The 23,335-nt window shown below is 57.6% G+C and carries 20 protein-coding genes and 1 tRNA gene; 6 read left to right on the forward strand and 15 right to left on the reverse strand.

Translation table 11 applies throughout. The features are described 5' to 3' along the window. Positions 1 to 23: 23 nt before the first annotated feature. The gene (gene uvrB / locus ACRRNM_RS03215) at positions 24 to 2,048 is read right to left on the reverse strand and encodes an excinuclease ABC subunit UvrB (protein WP_435626804.1); all 2,025 of its coding nucleotides are present in this window, start codon (positions 2,046 to 2,048) and stop codon (positions 24 to 26) included. Between the two features lie 162 nt (positions 2,049 to 2,210). Here uvrB and ACRRNM_RS03220 point away from each other — a divergent pair, with 162 nt between their 5' ends. The 3 genes from ACRRNM_RS03220 to ACRRNM_RS03230 all read left to right on the forward strand — a co-directional run bounded on the left by ACRRNM_RS03220 (position 2,211) and on the right by ACRRNM_RS03230 (position 4,821). Further along, a complete protein-coding gene (locus ACRRNM_RS03220; protein WP_435626805.1) occupies positions 2,211 to 2,516 on the forward strand; it encodes a hypothetical protein in 306 nt (101 codons plus the stop codon). 189 nt (positions 2,517 to 2,705) lie between these two features. Next, complete coding sequence (locus ACRRNM_RS03225) at positions 2,706 to 3,095, forward strand: DUF2784 domain-containing protein (RefSeq protein ID WP_435628632.1); 390 nt, start codon at positions 2,706 to 2,708, stop codon at positions 3,093 to 3,095. Between the two features lie 532 nt (positions 3,096 to 3,627). Continuing rightward, entirely contained in the window at positions 3,628 to 4,821 is a 1,194-nt protein-coding gene (locus ACRRNM_RS03230) for a pyridoxal phosphate-dependent aminotransferase (protein WP_435626806.1), read from the forward strand. A 101-nt stretch (positions 4,822 to 4,922) separates the two neighbouring features. On the opposite strand, the gene ACRRNM_RS03235 is transcribed toward ACRRNM_RS03230, so the two are convergent. Both ACRRNM_RS03235 and ACRRNM_RS03240 read right to left on the reverse strand, forming a co-directional pair. After that, entirely contained in the window at positions 4,923 to 8,483 is a 3,561-nt protein-coding gene (locus ACRRNM_RS03235; RefSeq protein WP_435626807.1) for an adenylate/guanylate cyclase domain-containing protein, read from the reverse strand. A gap of 42 nt (positions 8,484 to 8,525) precedes the next feature. Beyond that, on the reverse strand, positions 8,526 to 10,235 hold the full coding sequence (locus ACRRNM_RS03240; protein ID WP_435626808.1) for a hypothetical protein: 1,710 nt from the start codon (positions 10,233 to 10,235) through the stop codon (positions 8,526 to 8,528). Between the two features lie 70 nt (positions 10,236 to 10,305). On the opposite strand from ACRRNM_RS03240, the gene ACRRNM_RS03245 reads away from it, so the two are divergent. Together ACRRNM_RS03245 and ACRRNM_RS03250 are read left to right on the forward strand one after the other, a co-directional pair. After that, positions 10,306 to 10,381 (forward strand) — tRNA-Asn (locus ACRRNM_RS03245). 155 nt (positions 10,382 to 10,536) lie between these two features. Next, positions 10,537 to 10,791 (forward strand): winged helix-turn-helix transcriptional regulator, encoded by a 255-nt coding sequence (locus tag ACRRNM_RS03250; RefSeq protein ID WP_435626809.1) that lies wholly within the window; start codon positions 10,537 to 10,539, stop codon positions 10,789 to 10,791. 289 nt (positions 10,792 to 11,080) lie between these two features. Here the strand turns inward: ACRRNM_RS03250 and ACRRNM_RS03255 are convergent, their stop codons facing one another. Beyond that, on the reverse strand, positions 11,081 to 11,956 hold the full coding sequence (locus ACRRNM_RS03255; RefSeq protein WP_435626810.1) for a hypothetical protein: 876 nt from the start codon (positions 11,954 to 11,956) through the stop codon (positions 11,081 to 11,083). 121 nt (positions 11,957 to 12,077) lie between these two features. Next, positions 12,078 to 13,367, reverse strand: a complete 1,290-nt coding sequence (locus ACRRNM_RS03260) for a hypothetical protein (RefSeq protein WP_435626811.1) — start codon at positions 13,365 to 13,367, stop codon at positions 12,078 to 12,080. Between the two features lie 345 nt (positions 13,368 to 13,712). Here ACRRNM_RS03260 and ACRRNM_RS03265 point away from each other — a divergent pair, with 345 nt between their 5' ends. Further along, a complete protein-coding gene (locus ACRRNM_RS03265) occupies positions 13,713 to 14,354 on the forward strand; it encodes an MBL fold metallo-hydrolase (protein ID WP_435626812.1) in 642 nt (213 codons plus the stop codon). 510 nt (positions 14,355 to 14,864) lie between these two features. Here ACRRNM_RS03265 and ccmI read toward each other — a convergent pair. The 10 genes from ccmI to ACRRNM_RS03315 form a co-directional block, all read right to left on the reverse strand. Then, complete coding sequence (gene ccmI / locus ACRRNM_RS03270) at positions 14,865 to 16,115, reverse strand: c-type cytochrome biogenesis protein CcmI (protein WP_435626813.1); 1,251 nt, start codon at positions 16,113 to 16,115, stop codon at positions 14,865 to 14,867. After that, positions 16,112 to 16,600 carry a cytochrome c-type biogenesis protein gene (locus ACRRNM_RS03275; protein ID WP_435626814.1) on the reverse strand — a complete coding sequence of 163 codons (489 nt, stop codon included), beginning with the start codon at positions 16,598 to 16,600 and terminating at the stop codon, positions 16,112 to 16,114. The genes ccmI and ACRRNM_RS03275 overlap by 4 nt, the downstream gene beginning before the upstream one ends. After that, a complete protein-coding gene (locus ACRRNM_RS03280) occupies positions 16,597 to 17,124 on the reverse strand; it encodes a DsbE family thiol:disulfide interchange protein (protein WP_435626815.1) in 528 nt (175 codons plus the stop codon). Before ACRRNM_RS03280 ends, ACRRNM_RS03275 begins: the two co-directional genes overlap by 4 nt. Next, positions 17,121 to 19,112 carry a heme lyase CcmF/NrfE family subunit gene (locus ACRRNM_RS03285; protein WP_435626816.1) on the reverse strand — a complete coding sequence of 664 codons (1,992 nt, stop codon included), beginning with the start codon at positions 19,110 to 19,112 and terminating at the stop codon, positions 17,121 to 17,123. The genes ACRRNM_RS03280 and ACRRNM_RS03285 overlap by 4 nt, the downstream gene beginning before the upstream one ends. Positions 19,113 to 19,128: 16 nt before the next feature. Further along, positions 19,129 to 19,614 carry a cytochrome c maturation protein CcmE gene (gene ccmE, locus ACRRNM_RS03290; protein WP_435626817.1) on the reverse strand — a complete coding sequence of 162 codons (486 nt, stop codon included), beginning with the start codon at positions 19,612 to 19,614 and terminating at the stop codon, positions 19,129 to 19,131. Position 19,615: 1 nt separating this feature from the next. After that, positions 19,616 to 19,798: a heme exporter protein CcmD gene (ccmD, locus tag ACRRNM_RS03295; RefSeq protein ID WP_435626818.1), complete on the reverse strand. Its 183-nt coding sequence runs from the start codon at positions 19,796 to 19,798 to the stop codon at positions 19,616 to 19,618. 145 nt (positions 19,799 to 19,943) lie between these two features. After that, positions 19,944 to 20,681: a heme ABC transporter permease CcmC gene (gene ccmC, locus ACRRNM_RS03300; protein ID WP_435626819.1), complete on the reverse strand. Its 738-nt coding sequence runs from the start codon at positions 20,679 to 20,681 to the stop codon at positions 19,944 to 19,946. Between the two features lie 5 nt (positions 20,682 to 20,686). Continuing rightward, on the reverse strand, positions 20,687 to 21,370 hold the full coding sequence (ccmB, locus tag ACRRNM_RS03305; protein ID WP_435626820.1) for a heme exporter protein CcmB: 684 nt from the start codon (positions 21,368 to 21,370) through the stop codon (positions 20,687 to 20,689). 13 nt (positions 21,371 to 21,383) lie between these two features. Next, positions 21,384 to 21,998 (reverse strand): cytochrome c biogenesis heme-transporting ATPase CcmA, encoded by a 615-nt coding sequence (gene ccmA, locus ACRRNM_RS03310; protein WP_435626821.1) that lies wholly within the window; start codon positions 21,996 to 21,998, stop codon positions 21,384 to 21,386. A gap of 170 nt (positions 21,999 to 22,168) precedes the next feature. Next, a complete protein-coding gene (locus ACRRNM_RS03315) occupies positions 22,169 to 23,335 on the reverse strand; it encodes a cytochrome b/b6 domain-containing protein (RefSeq protein ID WP_435626822.1) in 1,167 nt (388 codons plus the stop codon).

Genomic DNA, 23,335 nt, shown 5'->3' on the forward strand with positions numbered 1-23,335 from the left:
AAAGCTTTCCGAGACCCTGGATCTTACAGCGCCGACAAAAACACGCTCTCGCGCAGTTTTTTCAACTGGTCGCGCAGCTCGGCGGCACGCTCGAATTCCAGGTTTTTCGCGGCTTGCAGCATTTCCTTCTCCAGCCGGGCGATTTCCTTCGACACATCCTTTTCGCTCATCGCCAGATATTTTGCCTGCTCCTGCGCAGCCTTGAGTTGGCTGCGCGCGGCTTCCGGCTCGTACATGCCCTCGATGATGTCCTTGATACGCTTCTGCACGCCCTGCGGCGTGATGCCATGCGCGAAGTTATAGGCCACCTGCCTGGTGCGGCGGCGCTCGGTCTCGTCGATCGCGCGGCGCATCGAATCGGTGATCCTGTCGGCATACAGCAGCGCCTTGCCGTTGAGGTGGCGCGCGGCGCGGCCGATGGTCTGGATCAGCGAGCGCTCTGAGCGCAGGAAGCCTTCCTTGTCGGCATCGAGGATCGCGACCAGCGACACCTCGGGGATGTCCAGCCCCTCGCGCAGCAGGTTAATGCCGACCAGCACGTCGAACATGCCGAGGCGCAGGTCGCGGATGATCTCGACGCGCTCCACGGTCTCGACGTCGGAATGCAGATAGCGCACCTTGATGCCGTGCTCGGAAAAATATTCGGTGAGCTGCTCCGCCATGCGCTTGGTCAGTGTGGTCACCAGCACGCGCTCGCCCTGCTCCACGCGCAGGTTCACCTCGGACATCAGGTCGTCCACCTGGTACGTCGCGGGGCGCACCTCGATCTGCGGATCGATCAACCCGGTCGGGCGCACCACCTGCTCCACCACCTGGCCGGCATGTTCGGCCTCATAGGTCGAAGGCGTGGCGGAGATGAAGATGCTCTGGCGCATCACCTTTTCGAATTCGTCGAAACGCAACGGGCGGTTGTCCATCGCGGAAGGCAGACGGAAGCCGTAGTTGACGAGATTCTCCTTGCGTGCGCGGTCGCCCTTGTACATGCCGCCGATCTGCGGGATCGTGACATGGCTCTCGTCGATGAACATCAGCGCATTGGGTGGCAGATAATCCAGCAGCGTCGGCGGCGGCTCGCCGGGCTTGCGCCCCGACAGGTGGCGCGAGTAGTTCTCGATGCCCTTGCAGAAGCCGATCTCGTTAAGCATCTCGATGTCGTGGCGGGTGCGCTGCTCGATGCGCTGTGCCTCAACCAGCTTGTTCTCGCGCTGATAGAACGCGATGCGCTCGGCCAGCTCGACCTTGATGGTCTCCAGCGCGGCCAGCACCGTGGCGCGCGGCGTGACGTAATGGCTGGAGGGATAAACAGTGTAGCGCGGCACCTTTTGCAGGATATGCCCGGTGAGCGGATCGAATAGCGACAGCGTTTCGACTTCGTCGTCGAACAGCGTCAGGCGCAACGCGTGCTCGCTGCTTTCTGCAGGGAAGATGTCGATAACGTCGCCGCGCACGCGGAACGTCCCGCGATGGAAATCCAGCTCGTTGCGCTGGTACTGCATCTCGACGAGGCGCTTGATCACGTCGCGCTGCGCCATTTTTTCGTTGTGGCGCAGGTGCAGGATCATGCCGTGGTAATCCACCGGATCGCCGATACCGTAGATCGCCGATACCGTCGCGACGATCACGGCATCCTCGCGCTCCAGCAGCGCCTTGGTCGCCGACAGGCGCATCTGCTCGATCTGCTCGTTGATGCTGGAATCCTTCTCGATGTATACGTCGCGCGACGGGACATAGGCCTCGGGCTGGTAGTAGTCGTAATAGGAGACGAAATACTCCACCGCATTCTCGGGAAAGAAATCGCGCAGCTCGGAATACAGCTGTGCCGCCAGCGTCTTGTTCGGCGCCATCACGATGGCCGGCCGCCCGGTACGTGCAATGACGTTGGCCATGGTGAACGTCTTGCCCGAGCCGGTCACGCCGAGCAGCGTCTGGAACGACAAGCCGTCCTCGACCCCCTCCACCAGCTGCGCGATGGCCGTGGGCTGGTCGCCTGCCGGTTCGAATGGCTGGTGCAGGCGGTAGAGGCTGTTGGGGAAGGTGATGACGTTCATGATGAGGCGCGTATTGTACGGGGAATGGGGCAATTGCCAAACGGGAAGCCATCGCGGAAAATGCTTCCACAGCAAGGGGCGAAAAACCGTTTCGATCATGACCCGGTTTCTAACCTTGGCTCTGGTTCTTTTCTGCCGGGCATTATCGGAGAGGTGATATAAATGAAAACATTAGTAAACGTTCTGGTGCTTGTGGCCGGGTTGTCAGTGTTACCGGCACCGGCCGCCTATGCCGCCGCGGTGGTGAAGTACGAACCCAAGACAAACACCACGATGAAGGAAGCCCTGCTTAATCTCAAGAATGAGCGCGTGACTCTCACGCTCGAATCGGGCCAGGAGATTGAAGGAAAGGTGACTATGGTTGGGGACTCCGTTGTGTATATCACGCAACTTGCCGGAAAAGTTTTTTTCGACGCTGTAGTGAACATAGACAAGATTAACGCTATCGTCTTCAGAAAAGAATACTGATCCAGCACGGATCAAACATCTCACATTATTTTTTCAACAGCGCATCAAAAGCCAGTGGGGACATCACCAACGGCTTGGTTTATTTGACTTCTCGATCTCCTCCGCCAGTTGCGCGATAGCCGTTGACTACCCGCCCGCTGGTTTAAACGGAGATACCTTTAGCTAAGGGGGACGATCATCTACCTGTTCCTGGCCGATCTAATTCTTGCCACCCATGCATTGTTCGCAGCATTTGTCGTTCTGGGGTTGGCTGCGGTTCTGCTCGGGAAGTATCGGCAGTGGGGCTGGGTCAAAAATTGGTGGTTCAGGCTAGCGCACCTTGTAGCTATCGGCATCGTAATTACGGAGTCATGGCTGGGCCTAGTATGTCCGCTCACCGAATGGGAGAGCCGTGCAAGAGAGGCGACGGGTGGTGAAGCCTACTCAAGCTCTTTCATCCAGTACTGGTTGCAAAGAGTGTTGTTCTATGACTTTCCCCCTTGGGTCTTTACGGTTGCCTATACAGCATTCGGAATGCTGGTGCTGGTTGCCTGGCTGCGCGTGCCACCAGAACATCCGCAAAAACAGAAATCCGGCTAGGCATCCCGTCTCATCATTTTGCAGAGAATGGATAGCGAAGATTACCTTTGACAGGCTTGCAAAACATGATATGGTTGCAAAAAAATGCCGTACGGCATGAACCGTACGGCACAAAGCCAGCTGTTGCTGGCATGCTTCACTTGGAGAGAGGAAGCAAACCTGTAGGGAGACGTACATCAAGCGGCCTTATTTCTGAAGCCCGCTTCTCAGGCATGATTTTCAGAATCCAACCATGCATAAAAATCACTTAACGATCATATGGCTAGCTAAAATTACGGCCGCCAGCCCGAAGCACCTCCCCCAATACCCGCACAGATTAAAAGGTTTTTACAAAAGAAGCCCTGATGTGCGTCAACTCATGGTCAATTAAGGATCGAAAGGCTGCCGATTCCTGAAAGCCGGCATGGCTTTCTGCTCTGGGGATCCGCCCGCTCATCAAGCCGTACCTCATTTTTTCCGCCTTTTAATCCATCCCCTCTTCCCTGCCGCATAGGTATAATTCGCTCCCTCGTTCAAACAGCAAGGACATATCTTGAAACTCTCGACTCGCGTACAGGCCATCAAGCCCTCACCAACTCTCGCCGTCACCGCCCGTGCGGCGAAGCTGAAAGCCGAAGGTAAGGACATCATCGGGCTGGGTGCGGGCGAACCGGATTTCGATACGCCGCAGCACATCAAGGATGCGGCTATCGATGCAATCAACAAGGGGCTTACCAAATACACCCCTGTGGGCGGCATCCCCTCGCTGAAACAGGCCATCATCGCGAAATTAAAGCGCGACAACGGGCTCGACTACGCCGCTAAGCAGATCCTGGTCTCGTGTGGTGGCAAGCAGAGCTTCTTCAACCTCGCGCTTGCCTACATCAACCCCGGCGACGAGGTCATCATCCCCGCACCGTACTGGGTGTCCTATCCCGACATCGTGATCATCGCCGAAGGCAAGCCGGTGATCGTTGAGGCAGGCATCGAACAGGGTTTCCGCATGACCGCCGCGCAACTCGAAGCCGCGATCACACCGAAAACAACGATGGTGGTCATCAACAGCCCGAGCAACCCGTCCGGCGCGGTGTACACCTTTGAGGAACTGAAGGCCTTGGGCGAGGTGCTGCGCAAGCATCCCAACATCCTCATCGCCACCGACGACATGTACGAGCATATCGCGCTGACCGATGCGAAGTTCGTCAACATCCTGAATGCCTGCCCCGACCTGTATCCGCGCACCATGGTGCTGAACGGTGTGTCCAAGGCCTATTCCATGACCGGCTGGCGCATCGGCTACGCGGCGGGGCCGGAGAACATCATCACCGCGATGGAGAACGTACAATCGCAGAGCACTTCCAACCCGACCTCTATCTCGCAGGTGGCGGCGGAAGCTGCATTGAACGGCGACCAGGGCTGCATCACGCCGATGCTCAAGGCATTCCGCGAGCGGCATATGTTCGTGGTAAATGAATTGAACAAGATAGCCGGCGTGCAGTGCCTCATGGCGGGCGGCGCGTTCTACGCCTTCCCGGACATGCGCGGGGCGATCACAAGGCTGCACCAGCGCGGCACGATCAAGGCCGCGACCGACATCGCGCTTTCCGAATATCTGCTGGAACAGGGTGGTGTCGCCGTGGTACCCGGCTCGGCCTTCGGCAGCGAAGGTTATGTGCGCCTCTCGTTCGCCACCTCGATGGACAATCTCATGAATGCGCTGGAGCGCATAGCGAAGGCGCTTTCCTGAGATTGCGGCTTCGACTACCTTCAGGTTGGTCGAAGCCAAAATCTCCTGTACTGGAGCGCCTCACCAAGGCATTAGGTTGATTTTCTGCAGGTGGATTGGAATTACCGTGCCATCTGCAATGACGGGCTGTCGGTAGTCCCGCCGACCTGCAGCGCAGCCGATCCCATCCCTGTGCGCATGGTCAAGTCGGCGACGATGCGCCCGGACATCTGCTGCTTGGCGATGTCCACTGTGCCCGTTGCATTCAACACCCCGGCATTCATCTTCAGCTGCCTGAAGTGGTAGTCCCCGTTGGCATAATACAAATTGCCGCTCAAGTCATCGAAATGGGTACGTCCGCCTGGGAGGTTTTCCTTGCTGCGCAGGCGGGCGGTCTCGACGATATCGACGCCGCTGATGACGCCTTTCCGGACGACGAAGGTGCCTTCCAGTGTCGCCGCTTCGGTGAGTTTGGACAGACCCGGCGACTGCATCTGGAAGCGCGCCGTACCGTCCATGTCGCCGCTCAGCAGCTTGTTCACGTTCTGCAGGGTGATGGTCTTGGCGGTCAGGCTGCCTTGGGCGCGCCAGCCGGAACGCCAGTCGATGCGCGCATCGCCGAGCAGCACCCCGCCCATGATGCGGCTGTCCATCTCGGTGATCACCAGGCTGTCAGCAGTCAGCTCTCCCTTCGCGCTCAAGTCGTCGAAAACCCAATTCGGCAGCAGCGGCAATGCACCGCGCACCGCGATCGATACCTGCATCTTGTTTTCCGGCACGGCATTCATGTCCAGCGCAAGCTTGTCTCCCTCGGCATGTAATTTCGCCTGGATGAACTTCCCGGCCTGATCGAAACGCAACTCTCCGCCGATGCCGGACAATTGCACGCCATCCGCTTCCAGCTTGCCTTGGTTCAGTGTAATACGTGCAACCGGATACTGGGTGTCGGCGGCGATTTTTTGCAGCCAGGCGGACACTTGCGGCAAGGCCGCACCGTTGACCTGCACCCCCTCCAGTTCGATCCCGGTAATCGGCTTGTTAGAGGAAAATAAGGCGGGCAACGCGAAATCGACCCGTGCCTGCTGTGCCTGGATCGGCCTGGTCTCGCCTATCGATACGTCCTTCAATTCCAGGCGCGGGGTAGGCAGCAGCCGTCCTGTCAATTGCCCGACATGCACCGGCTGCTGCAAGCTGGCAGTGAGCGCTTTTTCGATGCCGGTCGCGTAGTCTTTCATGGGCAGCAACGGCGGGGCGACAAACAGCGCGACCACCAGCGCCACGAACGACCCGGTGCCGATCTTGCCCCAAGGCAGCGGTTTGCGGTGCGCCCGTGGAGCCGGCACCTCCTTGGCGGAGCGCGGCGCCTCTTGCGGCTGGGCGGCGCGTTCTGCGCTGGCCTTGGCGGCGCGCTGCTCGGCCTCCGCCCATGCCTTGGCCTGTGTTTCCGCAAGCTTCGCCACCTCCTCAGCCGAAGGCATGCGTGCCTCTGCGGCAGGCTTGGCCGCGGCTTCGGTGGGCGGCGTTCCAGGCACACTCGCCGGAGGCAATGGCGCTGCCGACGGCTGTTCAGGTACGGCCTGTGCCGCCTCGACCGCTTTCCCTTCTTCCGGAAGCTTGTATTCAGGAAGTTTGAACTGGTCCTGCCCCCCCATCAGTGTGGCAGCCTCCCCCTGAGGTTCGGGCTCTTCATGGGCCACGGCGGGTGATCCAGGAGGAGTCACTGCCTCGGGCATGGCAAAGCTGAACGGCTCCAGCTTGATCGCCACAGCAGGCTCACTGGCTTGCGGCAATACGGCTTGCGCAACCGGTGCCGCAGCATCCACCAATTCATAGACGGTGTGCTCTCGCTCGTGTTTGTCTTTTTGCAGGCCGCGATACTGGAACAGATCGGCATATTCGTCGCTCAGTCGCGAAACGAAATCATAATAGGGGCGGGAAATGTATATCTGGTCGATGCCGGCGAAGCTCATCACGCGCTGCGCATCGTTGATGCCGTCGCCGACCATGTTGCTCCGGCCGTTCATGTCCTTGGCGATATTGACCGGGCCAAGATGAATGCCGATGCGTACATTCAGGTCGGGGAAATCCTTGTGCTGATTGGCCATCACCGTCTTGCGGAATTGCATCGCCACTTCCAGCGCATCCTCCGGATGCTGCAAGAAACCTATCGCCGCGCCGTCTCCGGTATCCAGAATGATGCGCTCACCTTCATCAAGCGTGTTCAGGCAATCGGAAACCAACTGGTTGAACTGTTTTTTGATCTGGATTTGCTTATTGACGGATTGCTTGGTGTAGCCGACCACATCGAAAAACAGCACGGTCACGCTGGTGGATCGCGCCGTCGCCGCTGCCACGGCCTTCGGCCTGGCTTCGGCTGCCGCTTTCTGCCTGGCGAGTTCCGCTTCTTCGCGTGCCTTGGCGGCCTCCTGTTCGGTCTTGAGGCGTGCCGCTTCGACCTCCTGCTGCGCCTTCAATCTGGCCGCCTCGGCTTCCTCCTGCACACGGCGCTCCGCCTCTTCCCTGGCTTTCGCCTCTGCCTCGGCTTTCGCCTTGGCTGCTTCAAGTTCGGCGCGCACTCGCGCAGCCTCCTGCTCCGCCTTCACCCGCACGGCTTCCGCTTCTTCTTTGGCGCGGCGTTCGGCTTCCTCACGCGCCCTAGCTTCGGCTGCCGCTTTCTGTTTGGCGAGTTCCGCTTCTTCTCGCGCCTTGGCCGCTTCCCGTTCCGCCTTGAGGCGCGCCGCTTCGGCTTCCTGCTGCGCCTTCAACCTGGCCGCCTCGGCTTCTTCCCGCACACGGCGCTCCGCCTCTTCCCTGGCTTTTGCCTCAGCAGCAGCCTTCGCCTTGGCCGCTTCAAGTTCGGCGCGCACTCGCGCGGCCTCTTGCTCCGCCTTTACCCGTGCGGCTTCCGCTTCTGCCCTGGCGCGGCGTTCGGCTTCTTCGCGCGCCCTAGCCTCGGCCAACGCCTTCTGTTTGGCGAGTTCCGCCTCCTCGCGCGCCTTGGCGGCTTCGCGTTCGGCACGGAGGCGGGCTTCTTCCGCCTCCTTTTGCGCCTTTAATTTCGCCGCTTCGATCTCCTGCCTGGCTTTAGCCTCAGCGCGTGCCCTGGCCTCCGCTTCGGCCTTGACCCGCGCGGCTTCAACCTCTTGCTTAGCCTTGGCTTCGGCCAGCGCACGCGCTTTGGCTTCAGCCTCTGCCTTGGCCTTGGCCGCCTCGAGTTCGGCGCGAGCCCGCGCCGCTTCCTGCTCGGCCTTCTGCCGCGCTGCGTCAGCTTCCTGTTGCGCCTTTAATTTTGCCTCTTCAGCCTTCTTCGCCTCGGCCGCCAGCGCTTCCGCAGAGGGCGCGCGAAATGCGGCGGTGAAGTCCAGTTCCTCGACGCCTTCATCCGCCGTTTTTTTAAGCGGAGTAGCCATCTTGAGCGGGGTAGCCATCTTGGGGGTGCCAACAGGCGCGACTTTTTTCTGAGGAAATTTATCCTGGATGAAACCGCCCTTCTCCAAGTCCTTGAACATCTCATCGAGGACGCTGCGCAGGCTGGGTGCAGCGCGTTTGCTGATTTCGCCGAAAGTTGCGGTTCCGTCCACCATCGACAAGGCGCGCCTCATATCCCCGACAAGGTACGCACTCCTATTGCGTACCTCATCTTCGCCCTTGGAGGTTCTGACAAAAGTAGTATTACTGTCCATGTCGCATTCTAACTGATGGCGCGCTTTATTTTTGGTTGTTAATTACTTCGTTGCGGGCGCGGTATTTTTGTTGCCGTTTTTATCGTCGTTCTTGCCAAATAGTTTGTTCAAAAATCCGCCGACCTTGATCCCCACCGCCGTCCCGAACCCCGGCCCGAGGATCGCCGTGCCCACCGCTGCCCCCGCCAAGGCCGATCCGCTCGGCCTGACTGCCGGTTTATCCAGCGTCCCCGAAACTGTCAGCGGCATACTGACCAGGCCAGCCGTTCCCTTCACATCCGCATCCAGCGCCCCTTTCAGCAGCAGCGAATGGCTGATGTCCAGTTTGCCCTCGGCATTCAGCGAGCCGGATGCAATTTTTAGTTTTTTGAAATGATAACCATTCGCATCCATGGTAAGCAAGCCGCTCAGATCATCGAAGCGGGTCACGCCCCCCTTGGCATAGGCCTTGCCGGGGTTGCTTGCCGCCTGCACCAGATCCACCTTGGTCAGCACGCCGTTGCGCAGGTGAAAATTCCCGGTCAGGCCGAGGTTTTGCGGGAACTGCTCCAACTCGTCCAGGCGCAGGGAAAGTTTTGCCGCGCCATCCATGCTGCCGGTAAACAGCAATTCATCGGTAAGGGCTTCCACCAGGGACTGCATCACAATCCTGCTCACGGCGATTTCAGCGGCCAGCAAGGCATTCTTGCGATCGATGCTCATCGTCCCCGCCAGCTTGCCTCCGTACAGCCTCGCCTCCAGCGCATTCAACTCCATACGTTCCGGCTGCACCACAATGCGCGTCTTGATCTGATCGAACACCAGTGGATTCCGCAATCCATCAGCAATATGCACCGTGGCATGGCTGACCAGCACTTCGCCGGAGAAACGAAGATTGCTTTTCAAGCCACTCAAGGTGTTTGCCTTGCTGCCAAGCGTTCCCTTTGCAGAGATCGCACCGGTCAATTCGACCGGCTTACCCAGCAAGGCCACCACCTGCTCCAGTTGCGCATCTGCCCGGCCCAGTGTCGCCTGCACCTGCCAGCCATCCGAAAAGTCAATTTTGCCAGAGCCGACCACACGAATGCCGTGCGATGCCACGGAAAAATCCCGCACCACAAAATCCCGCTCGCCCAGCATACCCACCACCTGCAATTCGTCCATTTGCATCGGCGGAAATTGCGGGGATTGCGGCAAGGTCCAATCCCGCGCCTGCATCACCACACCAAAGTATCGATCGGGCTGCGGCACCAGGATGGCCGTCACCTTTTTCCCGTCTATCGAAAACGACGCGAGTTTCAATTGGCCAGTATCCGCAAATTCCAGCTTGCCCTCGACCGGCCCCAGCGCCATCCCCGGAGTTATCAGGCTCATTCCGGACAACTCCAGTTCGCGCACCGGCACGCTCTGCGCGATAACAGGAGTGCTGGTAAACAAATCCAGTAGTTTGCGCACCTGCGCAAGATGCGCTGTGCCATCCTTCAGGGTGATGTGCTCCACCACGACCTTACCCGCGAGCAAGCTGGGCAAATCCAGCCCCACAACAACCGACTGGGCGGCAACCCCTTGCTCTCCACCCACCTGTACATCCTGCAACTCAAGATGCGGCAAAGGCAGTGCGGTGATGCGGAGATGCCGGACACTGACTGGCTCGCGCAACTGCCCGCCCAGAACCTGCTCAATCTCGGGCACATAGGCATCCAGCGGGGTCAGGTAAATCGCCACCATTGCCAGCATCAGCAAGGCAAGCACACCAACTAACAGACGCTTCAACCACTTCATGAGAAGCCAAATTTGAGGTTGACCGGACAAGGCAAAATCTCTATCATGCGCACCTCTTCATTCCCTGATAGCTCAGTCGGTAGAGCGACGGACTGTTAATCCGCAGGTCCCTGGTTCGAGTCCAGGTCGGGGAGCCAGAATTTTTAGCATATAGATTCAATCGCTTAGGCCATCCTTTCAGGGTGGCTTTTTGCTTTTCGAGGTAACTTACGAGTGATTGATATTCAGATAGTCCGCAGGTCAGCATTAGAAAGTCCGTGGGTCGCATAACAAAACTGGAGGCACCGCAATTATGAATGAAATCCTACAGTATCTGAAAAAGAATGGTGAGCAACTCGACACTGAGATTGCAGTTGCTACAGGTAACTCGCTTGCCAGCGTTCGCCGCCACCTGTCGGAGCTCACCTCCAAAAACGAGGTCGTAGCGTGTTACACGATCAGGTATGTGAAGGGCAAGAAAGTCGAAGGGATGGCTTGTCGTGTAGCTGGATATACCCCTCCTGCAGCACCGGGCAGGAAATCAAAGGCTCAGCAGGCGGCTAGTTAGAAACTCATTTGGCAACTATTGGGCCACTCTTCGGGGTGGCCTTTTTGTTTTTCTGGGGGATAGTTATAGTGATCGGTATTCAGATGACGCTGTGGTTGCCGGAAAGCCAGGCTAACTACACTCCCCTGAAGAATCACTGGTGAAATGTCAGCAAACGACCCGAAGCGGAAGTCATGTTGGGCGACTCGGCCGTCTGCTCCTCGGCCGAAGCGGTCGTTTTGACGGTTGGGATTTTCTGGCGGTTTTTGCCTTCAACTAGTCACTAGGTAATCCGGGAGTATTCGTGCTCCTACTGGAAAGTGTGTAGTTTCGCTCTCATCAGTACATCGCCTAACCGTATTTCGCTATAGCTACGGATTTTTACGCAGCCACTAGCTGTCACTCCAAGGCGGGCATTGCTGGTATCGACAAGCCACCATGGAAACTTAGGTTTGCTTCCTGCGAAGTTCGGAGGCAAATCTTGCAGACGCTCCATCACAAGATACTTGCCGGTGCGGGAGCATTCCAGTGTGCCAAAGAATTGGTATTCGTCGGCATTCATGTCCGATAACGCCCAATGGACCAAGAACTCAATCCTGTTTGATCTATGAGATAAAGTGCAGACTTTGATCACATAATCTGCATGTCCCTTAACTTTGTGAACACTGCGCCCATTATCAGTACCGATTCGTTCGCCAAGAAGGGCGGTGTAGTCCTGATCAAACCCGTTCGGAAAAAGTCTTGCTTGAGGTTGTTCATCGAATCGTATATTCCATCCTGCTAAGACATCATCCAACCTCAACATCCCGTAATCGCGAACCTTCACTTCGCCCAACGTTGTCCGTCCGAAGGCTGAGGGTTTCCTATCGTTAAGCCAAGCCGGGTATTTAATACCACTCAACGAGCCACTAACGTCATCCAACCGTTCCATGATGAGATATTTTCCTGTGGCACTAATGGATTTGACCTCGCCGACTAGTTTTGCAGCAGGCTCTGGCCGCCCATGCAACGCGCTGCTGACCAAATACTCGCACCAATTGGCGAAAGTATTGTCGTCCTTGCTGATCTTCATAACAAGATTGGGAAAGCCATTTACATGATGGACAAAGCGATGCATCCCTTCGGCAAATACTTCTCCGCAAAAGTCTTCGAAGATGGAATCTTGGCTCTCGGGTACAGGGATCATGGTGTTCTTAGTAGTTGGTGATTTTTTGACTGTGCGAACTCAAGAGGTTTTTTCAAAGCATGCATGGCTAGAATTTTAAACACGGCGAGCTGATCCTTGAGCCATTTCGGCGGAACCAATCTCATGGCACCTCAGAATTTCCCATCCATATGACGTTGCTCTTGGTCACAATTGGCGGCGCAAGATCAGGCAACTGTGAGTAAATGTGGTCAACTGCCAACCTAAGTTGCTTGAGATAATTGTGACACGATAAGTTATCGACTTTCGTCATCACTTCAGAGGCTTGTGTATGCTGATCAATGTCGGTTTCGTGTTCTTTGGCATGCATAAAACCGTTGCGCAATGCCCGAAGTTCATCAAGGGAATCGTATGCAATTTGCCCAGCTACTAGCGGCGCATAAGCAGCACCCTTTCGACTGGCCAATGCAGAGGCGGCGTCGTTGATTTTACTAAGGGGCGTACGCTTATCATTGTGGCTTGGGTGCGCGGCTGTTTGAAGGTAAACCAATTTATTGGCTATCGCCTCAATACAGGCCGCGGCCGCCACTGCGCAGTAGATTCCGTGAGCGAATGCCTCATCTTTCCTGCCAGCTGCGCGGTGGGCCTTCATTGCATTAAATTCGACAAGGGCCTTCTCGTAGTGGAGTAAGGCAAATGACACTTCGATCTTCGGTTGCCCTCCTGAGTTATGGGTTGGGCGGTCGTACTTCGTTAAGATAGGGGCATCATAATCGACCGATTCCATATCTACAGAAATACGAGCATGAAACACCTCTGCGGCAGACAAGCTCAACACATTCTGCTCAAATGTTTCGTCCATCAACGCCGAGAGTGCCTCCAGATCCGGAAGTGAGGCCTTAGGTGCATTGAGGTATTCGTTGTTGTATCGATCCCTCAGATCAGACAACTTGGTAAGATCGAAGTGGGGGGAACTGGTCCGGCTTTGGCCTTGAACAGTGATTAATTCTCCAAACTGGTGTTGATAGACATCAGCCCCATTGATATAGATAAAATGCGTTCCTTCTGCACACCAAGGTGTGCTTCCTATAATCAATGGAGTGTTGAAATTCATCAATCCGTGCGCTTTAGAATTAGCCTTTCCGATAACAAAGGCTCGGCTATTATTGCCGAAGCCGGCATTCGTGCCGCCACCTCCCAACAGCCCCAACAAGCGAGATGCAACGTCTTCAGCGCGAAGGTTCTGCCACAACTGGCCACTGGAAAATACGGGAAAGTACGTGAGTGATGCTACTTTTTCCTGTAGACGTGTGAAATTGATTGCCAAGTAGGGCCATTCTGGGGCGACCGTCCAAACATCTCTATCGCGTTGTAGGATGTGTTCAATTTTCAGTTGCTCCAGGCTTGAGGCAAACTGGATAGAGGCCCCGTTAGTTGTTTTAAAAGTATCCATATTTGTTTCCAATGCTGATCAACGAAGGTCAATCATAGGATACTGAGGAAAATTTCGCATTCAGCCTGATGTCTACTTCTGGCACGAAGCCGTCTTTTGTTTCCTATAGCGGCACACCCGAAATCCGCTGCACATGTAATGAGGCCCTGCGCCTACCCGACTTTCCCCACAATTTCCGTGGATGCCCCTGTCGATACCCTGTGGACAACGCCTGATTTTCCAGCCGGATCAGGTCACTACCCTCACTGATTAAATTCCGCACGACTTATCCCTGTCTCGGGCTTTTTTATTTGTCAGAAAGGTTTGCGCCTTATAATTCCACCGCCCTAATCTTTCAGAACTGTCATGAAATATCGCGTCATACCTGTTACACCTTTTGAGCAGAACTGCACCTTACTGTGGTGCGAAAAAACCCGTCATGGTGCCGTAGTGGATCCCGGTGGGGATGTACCAAGGATATTGGCCGCAATAGCAGAGGAAGGGGTTACAGTCGATAAATTGCTAATCACGCATGGGCATATTGATCATGCCGGTGCTGCTGCCGAGCTGGCCAAGAAACTCAATGTGCAGATCGAAGGGCCACATGCCGATGATGCCTTCCTGCTCGATGAGCTGCCGAGGCAATCGCAACGCTATGGCTTTCCTTTGGCCGCACCCTTTACTCCAAGCCGCTGGTTGAAGGATGGCGACAGCATACAGATCGGCGAAGAAAAGCTAACGGTATTGCATACACCGGGACATACACCTGGCCATGTGGTGTTTTTTGCCCCCAATGTAAATCTGGCGCTTGTTGGGGATGTGCTGTTTCGTGGCTCGATAGGGCGCACCGATTTTCCGCGCGGCGATTTCAGCACACTGATTGCCTCTATTCGTGAGAAGCTGTTACCACTGGGAGATGATGTAGCTTTTATCTCCGGGCATGGCCCGATGTCCACATTCGGCAAGGAACGCCGCTCAAATCCGTTTTTAATCGACAATAATGGCTGACTGGCCACTCCTCATGGTGCATCGCCTCAGAAGCAGCCGTTCAGTGATCTTTGCCATTACCGCGTCTGCCCTGCTTCAGGCTTGCATCTACGTACCAGTTACGAAGGAAACTTACGACGCAGACTGCCGAATCGCTTCAAAGCATATGGAGCTTGAGCCGGTACAAATTGCAGCTATCAACCACTGCAGGCATGATGAGTGCGTTGCCATTCTTGCCGCTGCCTCAGCGACCGCAGCAGCCAGTGCAGTCATTTCGGGGAGTATCGTAGTCGCAGGAAATGTAGTCTACTGGTTTGAGAAACAGGGTCAGTGCAATATGGCGTTGAAATAACGGATCGTCCAGGTCGGGCAGATAGATAAGGGTTGCAGCAATGACAACCATCCTCAGCAAGCATCAAGGTTTCCATCCGGAATAATTTCTGCAGTTGCGTGATATGCCAGCCTGGTTGGATCAAAAAAAACGGCATCCAATTCTGCAATCAGATGCCGCGATAGTAGAGCATTCAGCAGTTATTGCACGATCGAATCAATCACGATATTCAAGCCCTTGGCACCCGGCTTGACCGTACCCGTCGATCCCTGCAGGTCGCCGGGCTGGGCGATCGGGTTGCCTGATTTGGAGACGCGCGCCACCACCACAACCTGGTCGAAGCCGGACAGTTTCGCCTGTGGTTGCATCGCCATGCTGTCGTCGAGCGTGAATTGCAGCGGCAGGTCTTTCACCTGCTTGCGCAAGACGGCAAGCAGCGTCTTTTGACCCTGTGCCTCGCGCGCAAAAATGAACACCACATCGTCCGGCGCGGCTTTGCCGGCTAATGCCGGGTTCAATGAAACCTTGCCGCTGATCGGTTTGGTCGACGTTTGTTCCGGGGCCTTGGCGGCAGGCAGCTTGGCCAGCTTTTCCTTACCGCCTTTTTGCAGCGCAAGGAATTGGCGCGCCTGCTGGATGCCGTTGTGGATCATTGGCAAATCGGGATTACCCTGCGGCAGCAGATCGGCCAGTTTCGTCCAGTACGTGATGGCCGCTGCATAGTCGCCGCGCTCCATCGCCGCCGAACCTGACAAGGCCAGCACCATGGTGTTGCTGCCGTCCAGTTCCAGTGCCCTGTTGAGGAACTTGGTCGGTTCGCCCAGCAGGGACTGGTTGTTAGTCATCGCATAAACATCGGCGTAACTCGCCCATATCTGCGCTTCGTCGGGCACCAGCTTGACCAGTTGCCCATAGGCGCGCACCGCATCGGGAAAGCGCTGTAACTCGCTGTAGGAACGCGCCAGCACCACCCAGCCATCAGGATTCTCCGGCCGTTGTGCCAGTTCTTTTTCCAGCTCCTGCAGCTTGGCTTCGGAGCGGATGATGCCGAAATCGCCTGCCATGGCGGTATCCTGCTGCGGCGACAGCGCCTTGGTGTTGCCGGTTGTAAGGTAGAGCGGCACGCTGACCAATGGCAGCAATATCGCCAGCACGATCGCCAGTATTTTGGCAGGATGGCGCGGCGGCCTGGATGGCTGTTCGGCAATCCTGACCTCTTCCAGCAGGCGCGCCTGCAACTCGCGCTTGCCCTGTTCGTAGGCATCCTGCGTCAGCATCCCGTCGCGCAAATCGGCTTCGAGCTCCGCCAGCTGGTCGCGCAGAATCTCCAGGTTGGCGGCATCGCGCCGCACCTCGCCAGCGGCATTATTGCCGCTACGCCACAGGGGCAACACCACGAACGGCAGCGCCACGATCAGCAACACTGCGCAGATTATCCAGAATAAGGTCATGCTTGCGGGCCTTTCGGTTGTTTCGGCGAGGCCGGCGTTTCGTTCAGTAATTCAGCGGCGCGCTGCGCGTCTTCCGCCGACAATTCGGCTTCCGGAATCTGGCTTTTGCGCTTGCGCAACTGGTAGATCAGCATGCCCGCACCGGCCAGCAACAGGATGAACGGGCCAAACCAGAGCACCAGCGTGGATTTTTTCATCGGCGGGTCGTACAGCACGAAGTCGCCGTAGCGGGAAACCAGATAATCGATTATCTCCTGGTCGCTCATGCCCTTCTGCATCTGCTCGCGCACCTCGCGGCGCAGATCCTCGGCGAGATCGGCATGCGAACTGGCCAGCGATTCGTTCTGGCAGACCAGGCAGCGCAAATTTTCCGCTAAACCGATCATGCGCTTTTCCAGCACCGGGTCGGCGGCCATGTCCTTCGCTTCACCGGCATGGGAAAGAGCCGGCAGCAGGCACATCAGCAATATCAACAGATACTTCATTTGGCTTGCAGCTCCTTGACCAGCGGAATGATTTTCTCTTTCAGGATTTCCGGCGTCACCGCGCCGATCTGCTTGTGCTGGATGACGCCCTGCTTGTCGATCACATAGGTTTCCGGTACGCCGTATACGCCGTAATCGATGCCCACGCGGCCTTCGGCGTCGGACACAACCAGGGTGTATGGGTTGCCGTGCTTGCGCAGCCAAGCCTCGCCGTCCTCGCGTTTATCCTTGTAGTCCATCCCGTAGATCGGCACGATGTTCTGGCGCGCCAAGTCCACGAACACCGGATGCTCGTTTTCGCAGGCCGTGCACCACGACGCCCAGACATTGAACAGCCACACCTTGCCCTTCATGTCCTGCGGCGAAAACTGTTTCGCCGGCTCATGCAACTGCGGCAACGTGAACGCGGGCGCCGCCCTGCCGACCAGCGGCGATGGTACTTCGCGCGGATTCAGCCCCAGCCCGACAAACATGAAAGCCGCTACAATCAGAAAAACTACCAACGGAAGTATGAAACGCATCATGATGATTTGCCCTCTGTCGCCAATTTGTCACCCGTGATGCTATCGTCTCCGGGCTTACGGTGCAGGCGGTAACGGCGGTCACTGATCGCCAGCACCCCACCCAAGGCCATCAACAGGCACCCCGCCCAGATCCAGTCGACAAACGGCTTGATATAGACGCGCACCGCCCACGCTCCCTTGCTGTCCGGGATCGGCTCGCCCAGGGACACGTACAGGTCGCCCAGAAAACCGGTGTCGATTGCCGCTTCGGTCATCGGCATGCCGGATACGTTGTACTGGCGTTTTTCCGGATACAGCTCGGTGACCAGCTTGCCGTTCTTGCTGACCGTCACCCGCCCTTTTGCCGTCACGTAATTGGGGCCTTCTGTTTCCGTGATGCCGTTGAAGCGGAATTCGTAGCCGCCCGCCTGCACCGTATCGCCAACATCCATGCGCACATCGCGCTCGGTTTCATAACCTTTCACCAGCGTTACGCCGATGATGAACACCGCCACGCCGAGGTGCGCAAACTGCATGCCGTAATAGCTCAGCGACTGGTTGCGCATGCGCTGTATGAAATTGCCGCGCCCGGCCAGGCGCTCACGCAGGCTCAGCAGCACCGAGGCGATGATCCAGAATGCCAGCAGCAGGCCCAGCGCGATCATGGCCGTCCATTTGCCCATCGTCAGCGGCAGCAGCAGCGCGATCAGCAACGCGCTGGCAAATGCCCAGCGCACGCGCTTGGCCAGTTCCGGTGCGGAGAATTTTTTCCAGCGCGCCAGCGGCCCCAGGCCCATCATCAGTACCATCGGCACCATCAGCGGCACGAATATCGCGTGGAAATACGGCGGACCTACCGAGAGCTTGCCCTGGCCGAGCGCATCCATGAACAGCGGATAGAGCGTGCCGATGAACACCGAGGCCGAGGCGACCGACAGCAGCACGTTGTTCGACAGTAGCAGCGATTCGCGCGACAGCAGATCGAACTTGCCGCCCAAACCGATCTTCGGTGCGCGCCACGCAAACAGCAGCAGCGACGCGCCGATCACGACCACCAAGAAAGACAGGATGAAGATGCCGCGCTTGGGGTCGGTGGCGAAGGCATGCACCGAGGTCAGCACGCCGGAACGCACCAGGAAGGTGCCCATCAGACTCAGGGAGAATGCCGCGATGGCGAGCAGCACCGTCCAGCTCTTGAATGCGTTGCGCTTCTCAGTCACCGCCAGCGAATGCATCAGCGCGGTGCCGACCAGCCACGGCATGAACGAGGCATTTTCCACCGGATCCCAGAACCACCAGCCGCCCCAGCCCAACTCGTAATAAGCCCACCAGCTGCCCAGCGCAATGCCGCCGGTCATGAATACCCATGCCACGGTCGTCCATGGGCGCGACCAGCGCGCCCAGGTGGCATCCAGTTTCCCGCCCAGCAAGGCGGCGATGGCGAATGCAAACGCCACCGAGTAGCCCACATAACCCATGTACAGCATCGGCGGGTGCAGCACCAGTCCGGGATCCTGCAACAGCGGATTCAGGTCGCGCCCATCAACCGCAGCAGGCAGCAGGCGATCGAACGGGTTCGAGGTGAGCAGCATGAACAGCAGGAAGCCCACCGCAACCAGCCCCATCACGCCAAGCACACGCGCCACCATCTCTTCCGGCAAGTGCCGGCTGTACACGGCAACGGCCAGCACCCATGCGGACAGGATGAACACCCATAGCAGCAGCGAGCCTTCATGCCCGCCCCACACGGCGGCGACGCGGTAGGCGACGGGAAGCTGGGAATTGGAATGCTGCGCGACATACAGCACGGAAAAATCGTTGACAACGAAGGCGTAAGTCAGGCAGGCAAAAGCGATAGAAATGAACACAAACTGGCCGTACGCAAGAGTACGCGCGGTGCCCATCAATACCACGTTGTCGCGTGCCGCGCCGATGATAGGCAGTACACCGAGGCACGCCACCAGAAACAAGGAAACAATTAACGCAAAATGACCAATCTCTGGAATCATGCTGAAGCTTTCAAAATTATTTGGCGGCAGTCGCCGCAGGTGCGCTTGCCGGAGTGGCCGCAACGGCGGAAGCGTTCGCGGTCTCGGCTTTCTTCAACGCATCGGCGGCCTCGGGCGGCATATAGTTCTCGTCATGCTTGGCGAGCACCTCGTCGGCATGCATCACGCCGTCGGCCCCTACCTTGCCTTGCGCGACCACGCCTTTGCCTTCCGTAAACAGATCCGGCAGGATGCCCTTGTATACGACCGGTATGCTTTTGTGCTTGTCGGTAATCACGAAATGCACCGTCAACCCGTCCGTCTGGCGCTTCACGCTGCCTTCCTCTACCAGGCCGCCGATACGGAAGCTGCGCCCATGCGGCGCCTCGTTGTTGAAAACCTGGGTTGGGGTGAAATACAGGCTGACGTTGTTTTGCAGCGCGTTCAGCACCAAGCCGACGACCAGGGCCAATGCGGCAACGGCAACCACGATAAATACAAATCTTTTCTGGCGCGGCTTCATCTCAGTTATTTTCTCCAGCTTCGTCTTCCGCCTCACGCATCAGGAGCACCTGCTGCAAGGTAATCTTTCTCTTGTGCCTGACCATCGCAATCTCAATCGCAAAGATGAGGAAGGCAACGGCGTACGAACCCAGCCAAACATAGGTGAGCGGATTTTCCCGCATCCAGATATCCAGGCCGCTCATGACCGCACCTCCGACACGTTATCGATGGAATCAGCAGATTGCAGTTGGAGGTGCGAGGCGGTCATTGGCTCCGGCATCACGCGCTGCGCGCATGAGCCTGCACCGCAACTGCGTTGTCCCGCCCCGGATGCTTCGCAACGCCGTGTCATGACCGCACCTCCGGCAATTCGTTGATCCAGGTAGTGTTGCGTTCGCGCTCCAGGATGATGCTGCGCACGCGCGCCAGCACCACCGCGATCGCATACAGCCAGCAGGCCGCCAGCACGGTGAACATGGCCTGCTGCATCGCGACATGCATGGAGGTGCCGCTGAATTTGATGCTCGCCCCCTGATGCAGGGTGTTCCACCACTTGACCGAGAAATAGATGATCGGCACGTTCACCGAGCCCACGATCGCCAGCAGGGCGCTGGCGCGATCGGCGCGGCGCGGATCGTCGATCGACGCGTGCAGCGCGATGAAACCCAGATAGAGGAATAGCAGGATGAGCTCGGAAGTCAGGCGCGCATCCCAGACCCACCATGCGCCCCACATCGGCTTGCCCCACAACGCGCCGGTCCACAGCGAGATGAAGGCGAACAGCGCGCCGGTAGGTGCGATGGCGGTAGCCATCATGGCCGAAAGGCGGGTATTGAAAACCAGCCCCAGCGCCGCATAGCCCGCCATGACCAGATAGAGGAACATGGACAGGATGGAAGCCGGCACATGAATGAAAATGATGCGGTAGAACTCGCCCTGCTGGGCATCGACCGGCGCCACCGCAAAGCCGATATACAACCCGATTGCAAGCAGAATTGCGGCGGAAAGCGCAAACCACGGAATCAGTTTACCGGCCAAACCATAAAAGGTTGTCGGTGCGGAATATTTAAACCAGTTTATTGCCAACTTAATTACTCCATCGAAATACGTAACGCCTGCGCCGTCACCCAGGGGGTGAATACCAGCGCCAACACCAGCAACGCGCCCAGCAATGACAGGTGCGACGCCGCGCTCAATCCGGTTGAAACCGCCTCGACCGCCCCAGTGCCGAAAATCAGTACTGGAATGCACAGCGGCAACACCAGCAGCGACAACAGCACACCGCCGCCGCGCAACCCCAGCGTCAGCGCTGCGCCGATCGCACCTATCATGCTCAACACCGGCGTCCCCAACAGCAGGCCGATAACCAATACACCCAGCGCCTGCGCCGGCATGTCGAACTGCAAGCCCAGCACCGGCGCCATCAGCACCAGCGGCAGACCGGACACCATCCAGTGCGCGGCCATCTTGCCCAGCACCAGCATGGACAAGGACTGCGGGGCGAGCATCATCTGCTCCAGCGTGCCGTCCAGATAGTCCGCCGAGAACAAGCGCCCCAGCGACAACATCGAGGACAGCAGCGCTGCCACCCACAACACGCCCGCGGCCATCTTGCGCAGCATGTCCATCTCAGGCCCGACGCCCAGCGGAAACAGGCTGACCACCATCACGAAGAAAATCAGCGTGGTGAGCACATCCGCGCGGCGGCGCATCGCGAGCACCAGATCGCGCCGGATCACCAGCGCCAGCAGTCCGGACAGCGAGGATTTCTTCATGCCGCTGCAACCATCATGACAACGACAGGCCGTGCATTTCCACTCCCGCCACCTGCAGCGGCTGATGCGTGGTGAAAATCACCATTCCCTGCCGCGCCAGATGCTCCGCAACCAGTTCCTGAATCAACGCCACGGCTCCGACATCCAGTGCGGTCAAAGGTTCATCCAGTATCCACAGCCGGGCATCACTGACCAGCAAGCGCGCCAATGCCACGCGCCGCCGCTGGCCTTGTGAGAGCACCTTGGTCGGCAGCCTCTCGCGGCCGCGCAGCCCCATGCGGCGCAACGCGGACAGCGCCTCTTTTTCATCCAGCTCAATCCCGGAAAGCCCGGCGGAGATGCGCAGGTTCTCCAGTGCGCTCAGTTCATCTTTGATCGCATTCAAATGCCCGAGATACAGTACCTCGGCATAATAATCCTCGTCCAGATCGCAGGTGTTTTTGCCGCCCCAGGTGATCGCCCCCTCGTCCGGCATCAAAAAGCCGCACAGCGTGCGTAGCAGGCTGGTCTTGCCGCTACCGTTCGCGCCCTGCACTTGCATGATCTGGCCGGGGTGCAACGCAAAGCTCAATCCGGAAAACAATCGATGATCGCCGCGGCTGCACGCAAGATTGCTGACTTCCAGCATGGATGGAAACCTGAAATTAATACTATGGGATTATATACGATTGAGCGATGGGAATGCGCGCACACGCACCCTAAAATTAAGGCAAAACTCTCCTGCCACCACCTTGCTCTTGTCAGGAAAGGTTCAAGAGCGCGGCGATGGCAAAGGTGCGAGGCCTGCCAGCCAGCGGATCAGCGCGGAATAAACATGGCGGCATCTTCAAATGTTCCGGCTTCGGCATCCAGATGGCAGGCAGCGCAATTGGCTTTGCTTTTCACCTTGGGTGAATGCCACACGGATTCCGCAACACCCTGGTGTTTTTTGACCCAGTATGGCGTCTCCGTAACACGCAATGGAACATCCCCGGCCTTGATGGATTGGTTGATTTTATAGGCGGCCTCCCGGCTGCTGTTCTCGGCGGCGTTATTCACTAGAAATGCGAGCAGGACTTCGCTCGTGGCATTATCCAGTGCCAGGTCCGTCCCGAAATGTTTCTCCTGCTCGGCCATCATTTTCTGCCAGGAGCGCGCGGGCAAAAGGCTTGGGTGAAAGGCCAAGTGGCAGCTGCCGCACTCTTCGCGCCACTTTTGATCATCCGCCAGCTTTGGCCCGGCAAAAGCGACTCTCGGCAATCCGTGGTCCCCATCCTCATATCCGATAAGCCCTTCAACGGGCTCATGCAGCGCATAGGAAAACCACCACCCTCCGAAGGTCACGGTGGCCACCAATAACAGAATACCAACCCTGCGATACGGTCTGGATACGGGCGTCCCTTCCGGCGCCTCCTTCATTCCCGTGACCATCGAGCGCGGCAGGTTTTCCCTGTGCAGCCAGCTCTCCATCGCCACCCCCGCCAGATGTCCGAATACCAGAAGCAACATCAGGTTGGCGGCAATATCATGGCCTGCCTTGAATATCCCGGCTGTCGCGATATCCACCACATCGACAACCGCTCCGTGATGCTCTTCCCCGCCTTGCGTGAACAGGCCGGTAATCGTCACCACCAGTGCCAGGGCAATCAACAGATAAACCGCCTGACTCCCTGCCGGATTATGCCCGATATGGCGCGCACCGCCGCCTGATATAACCTGGCGCAGGTAAGACAAACCGGCTATCGGACCATACAAAAATGAAGTGAAGCGGGCGTAATGTCCGCCCACCATCCCCCAGATCAGGCGAAACCCGATCAACCCGAGTATCAGATAACCGAAGAAGGTGTGGACGGAAAGCCATTGGTCGTTTTCACTGGTAAGCCACGCGGCAGCAAAGCTTATGGCAAAAAGCCAGTGAAAAAGCCGGGTCGGCACATCCCAAACCAAAACACGCCGACTCAAGATAACCCCTTGCAGCTTGAGCAT

Origin of the sequence: Ferrigenium straubiae (assembly GCF_051257895.1) — a bacterium.
Taxonomy (GTDB): Bacteria; Pseudomonadota; Gammaproteobacteria; order Burkholderiales; family Gallionellaceae; genus Gallionella; species Gallionella straubiae.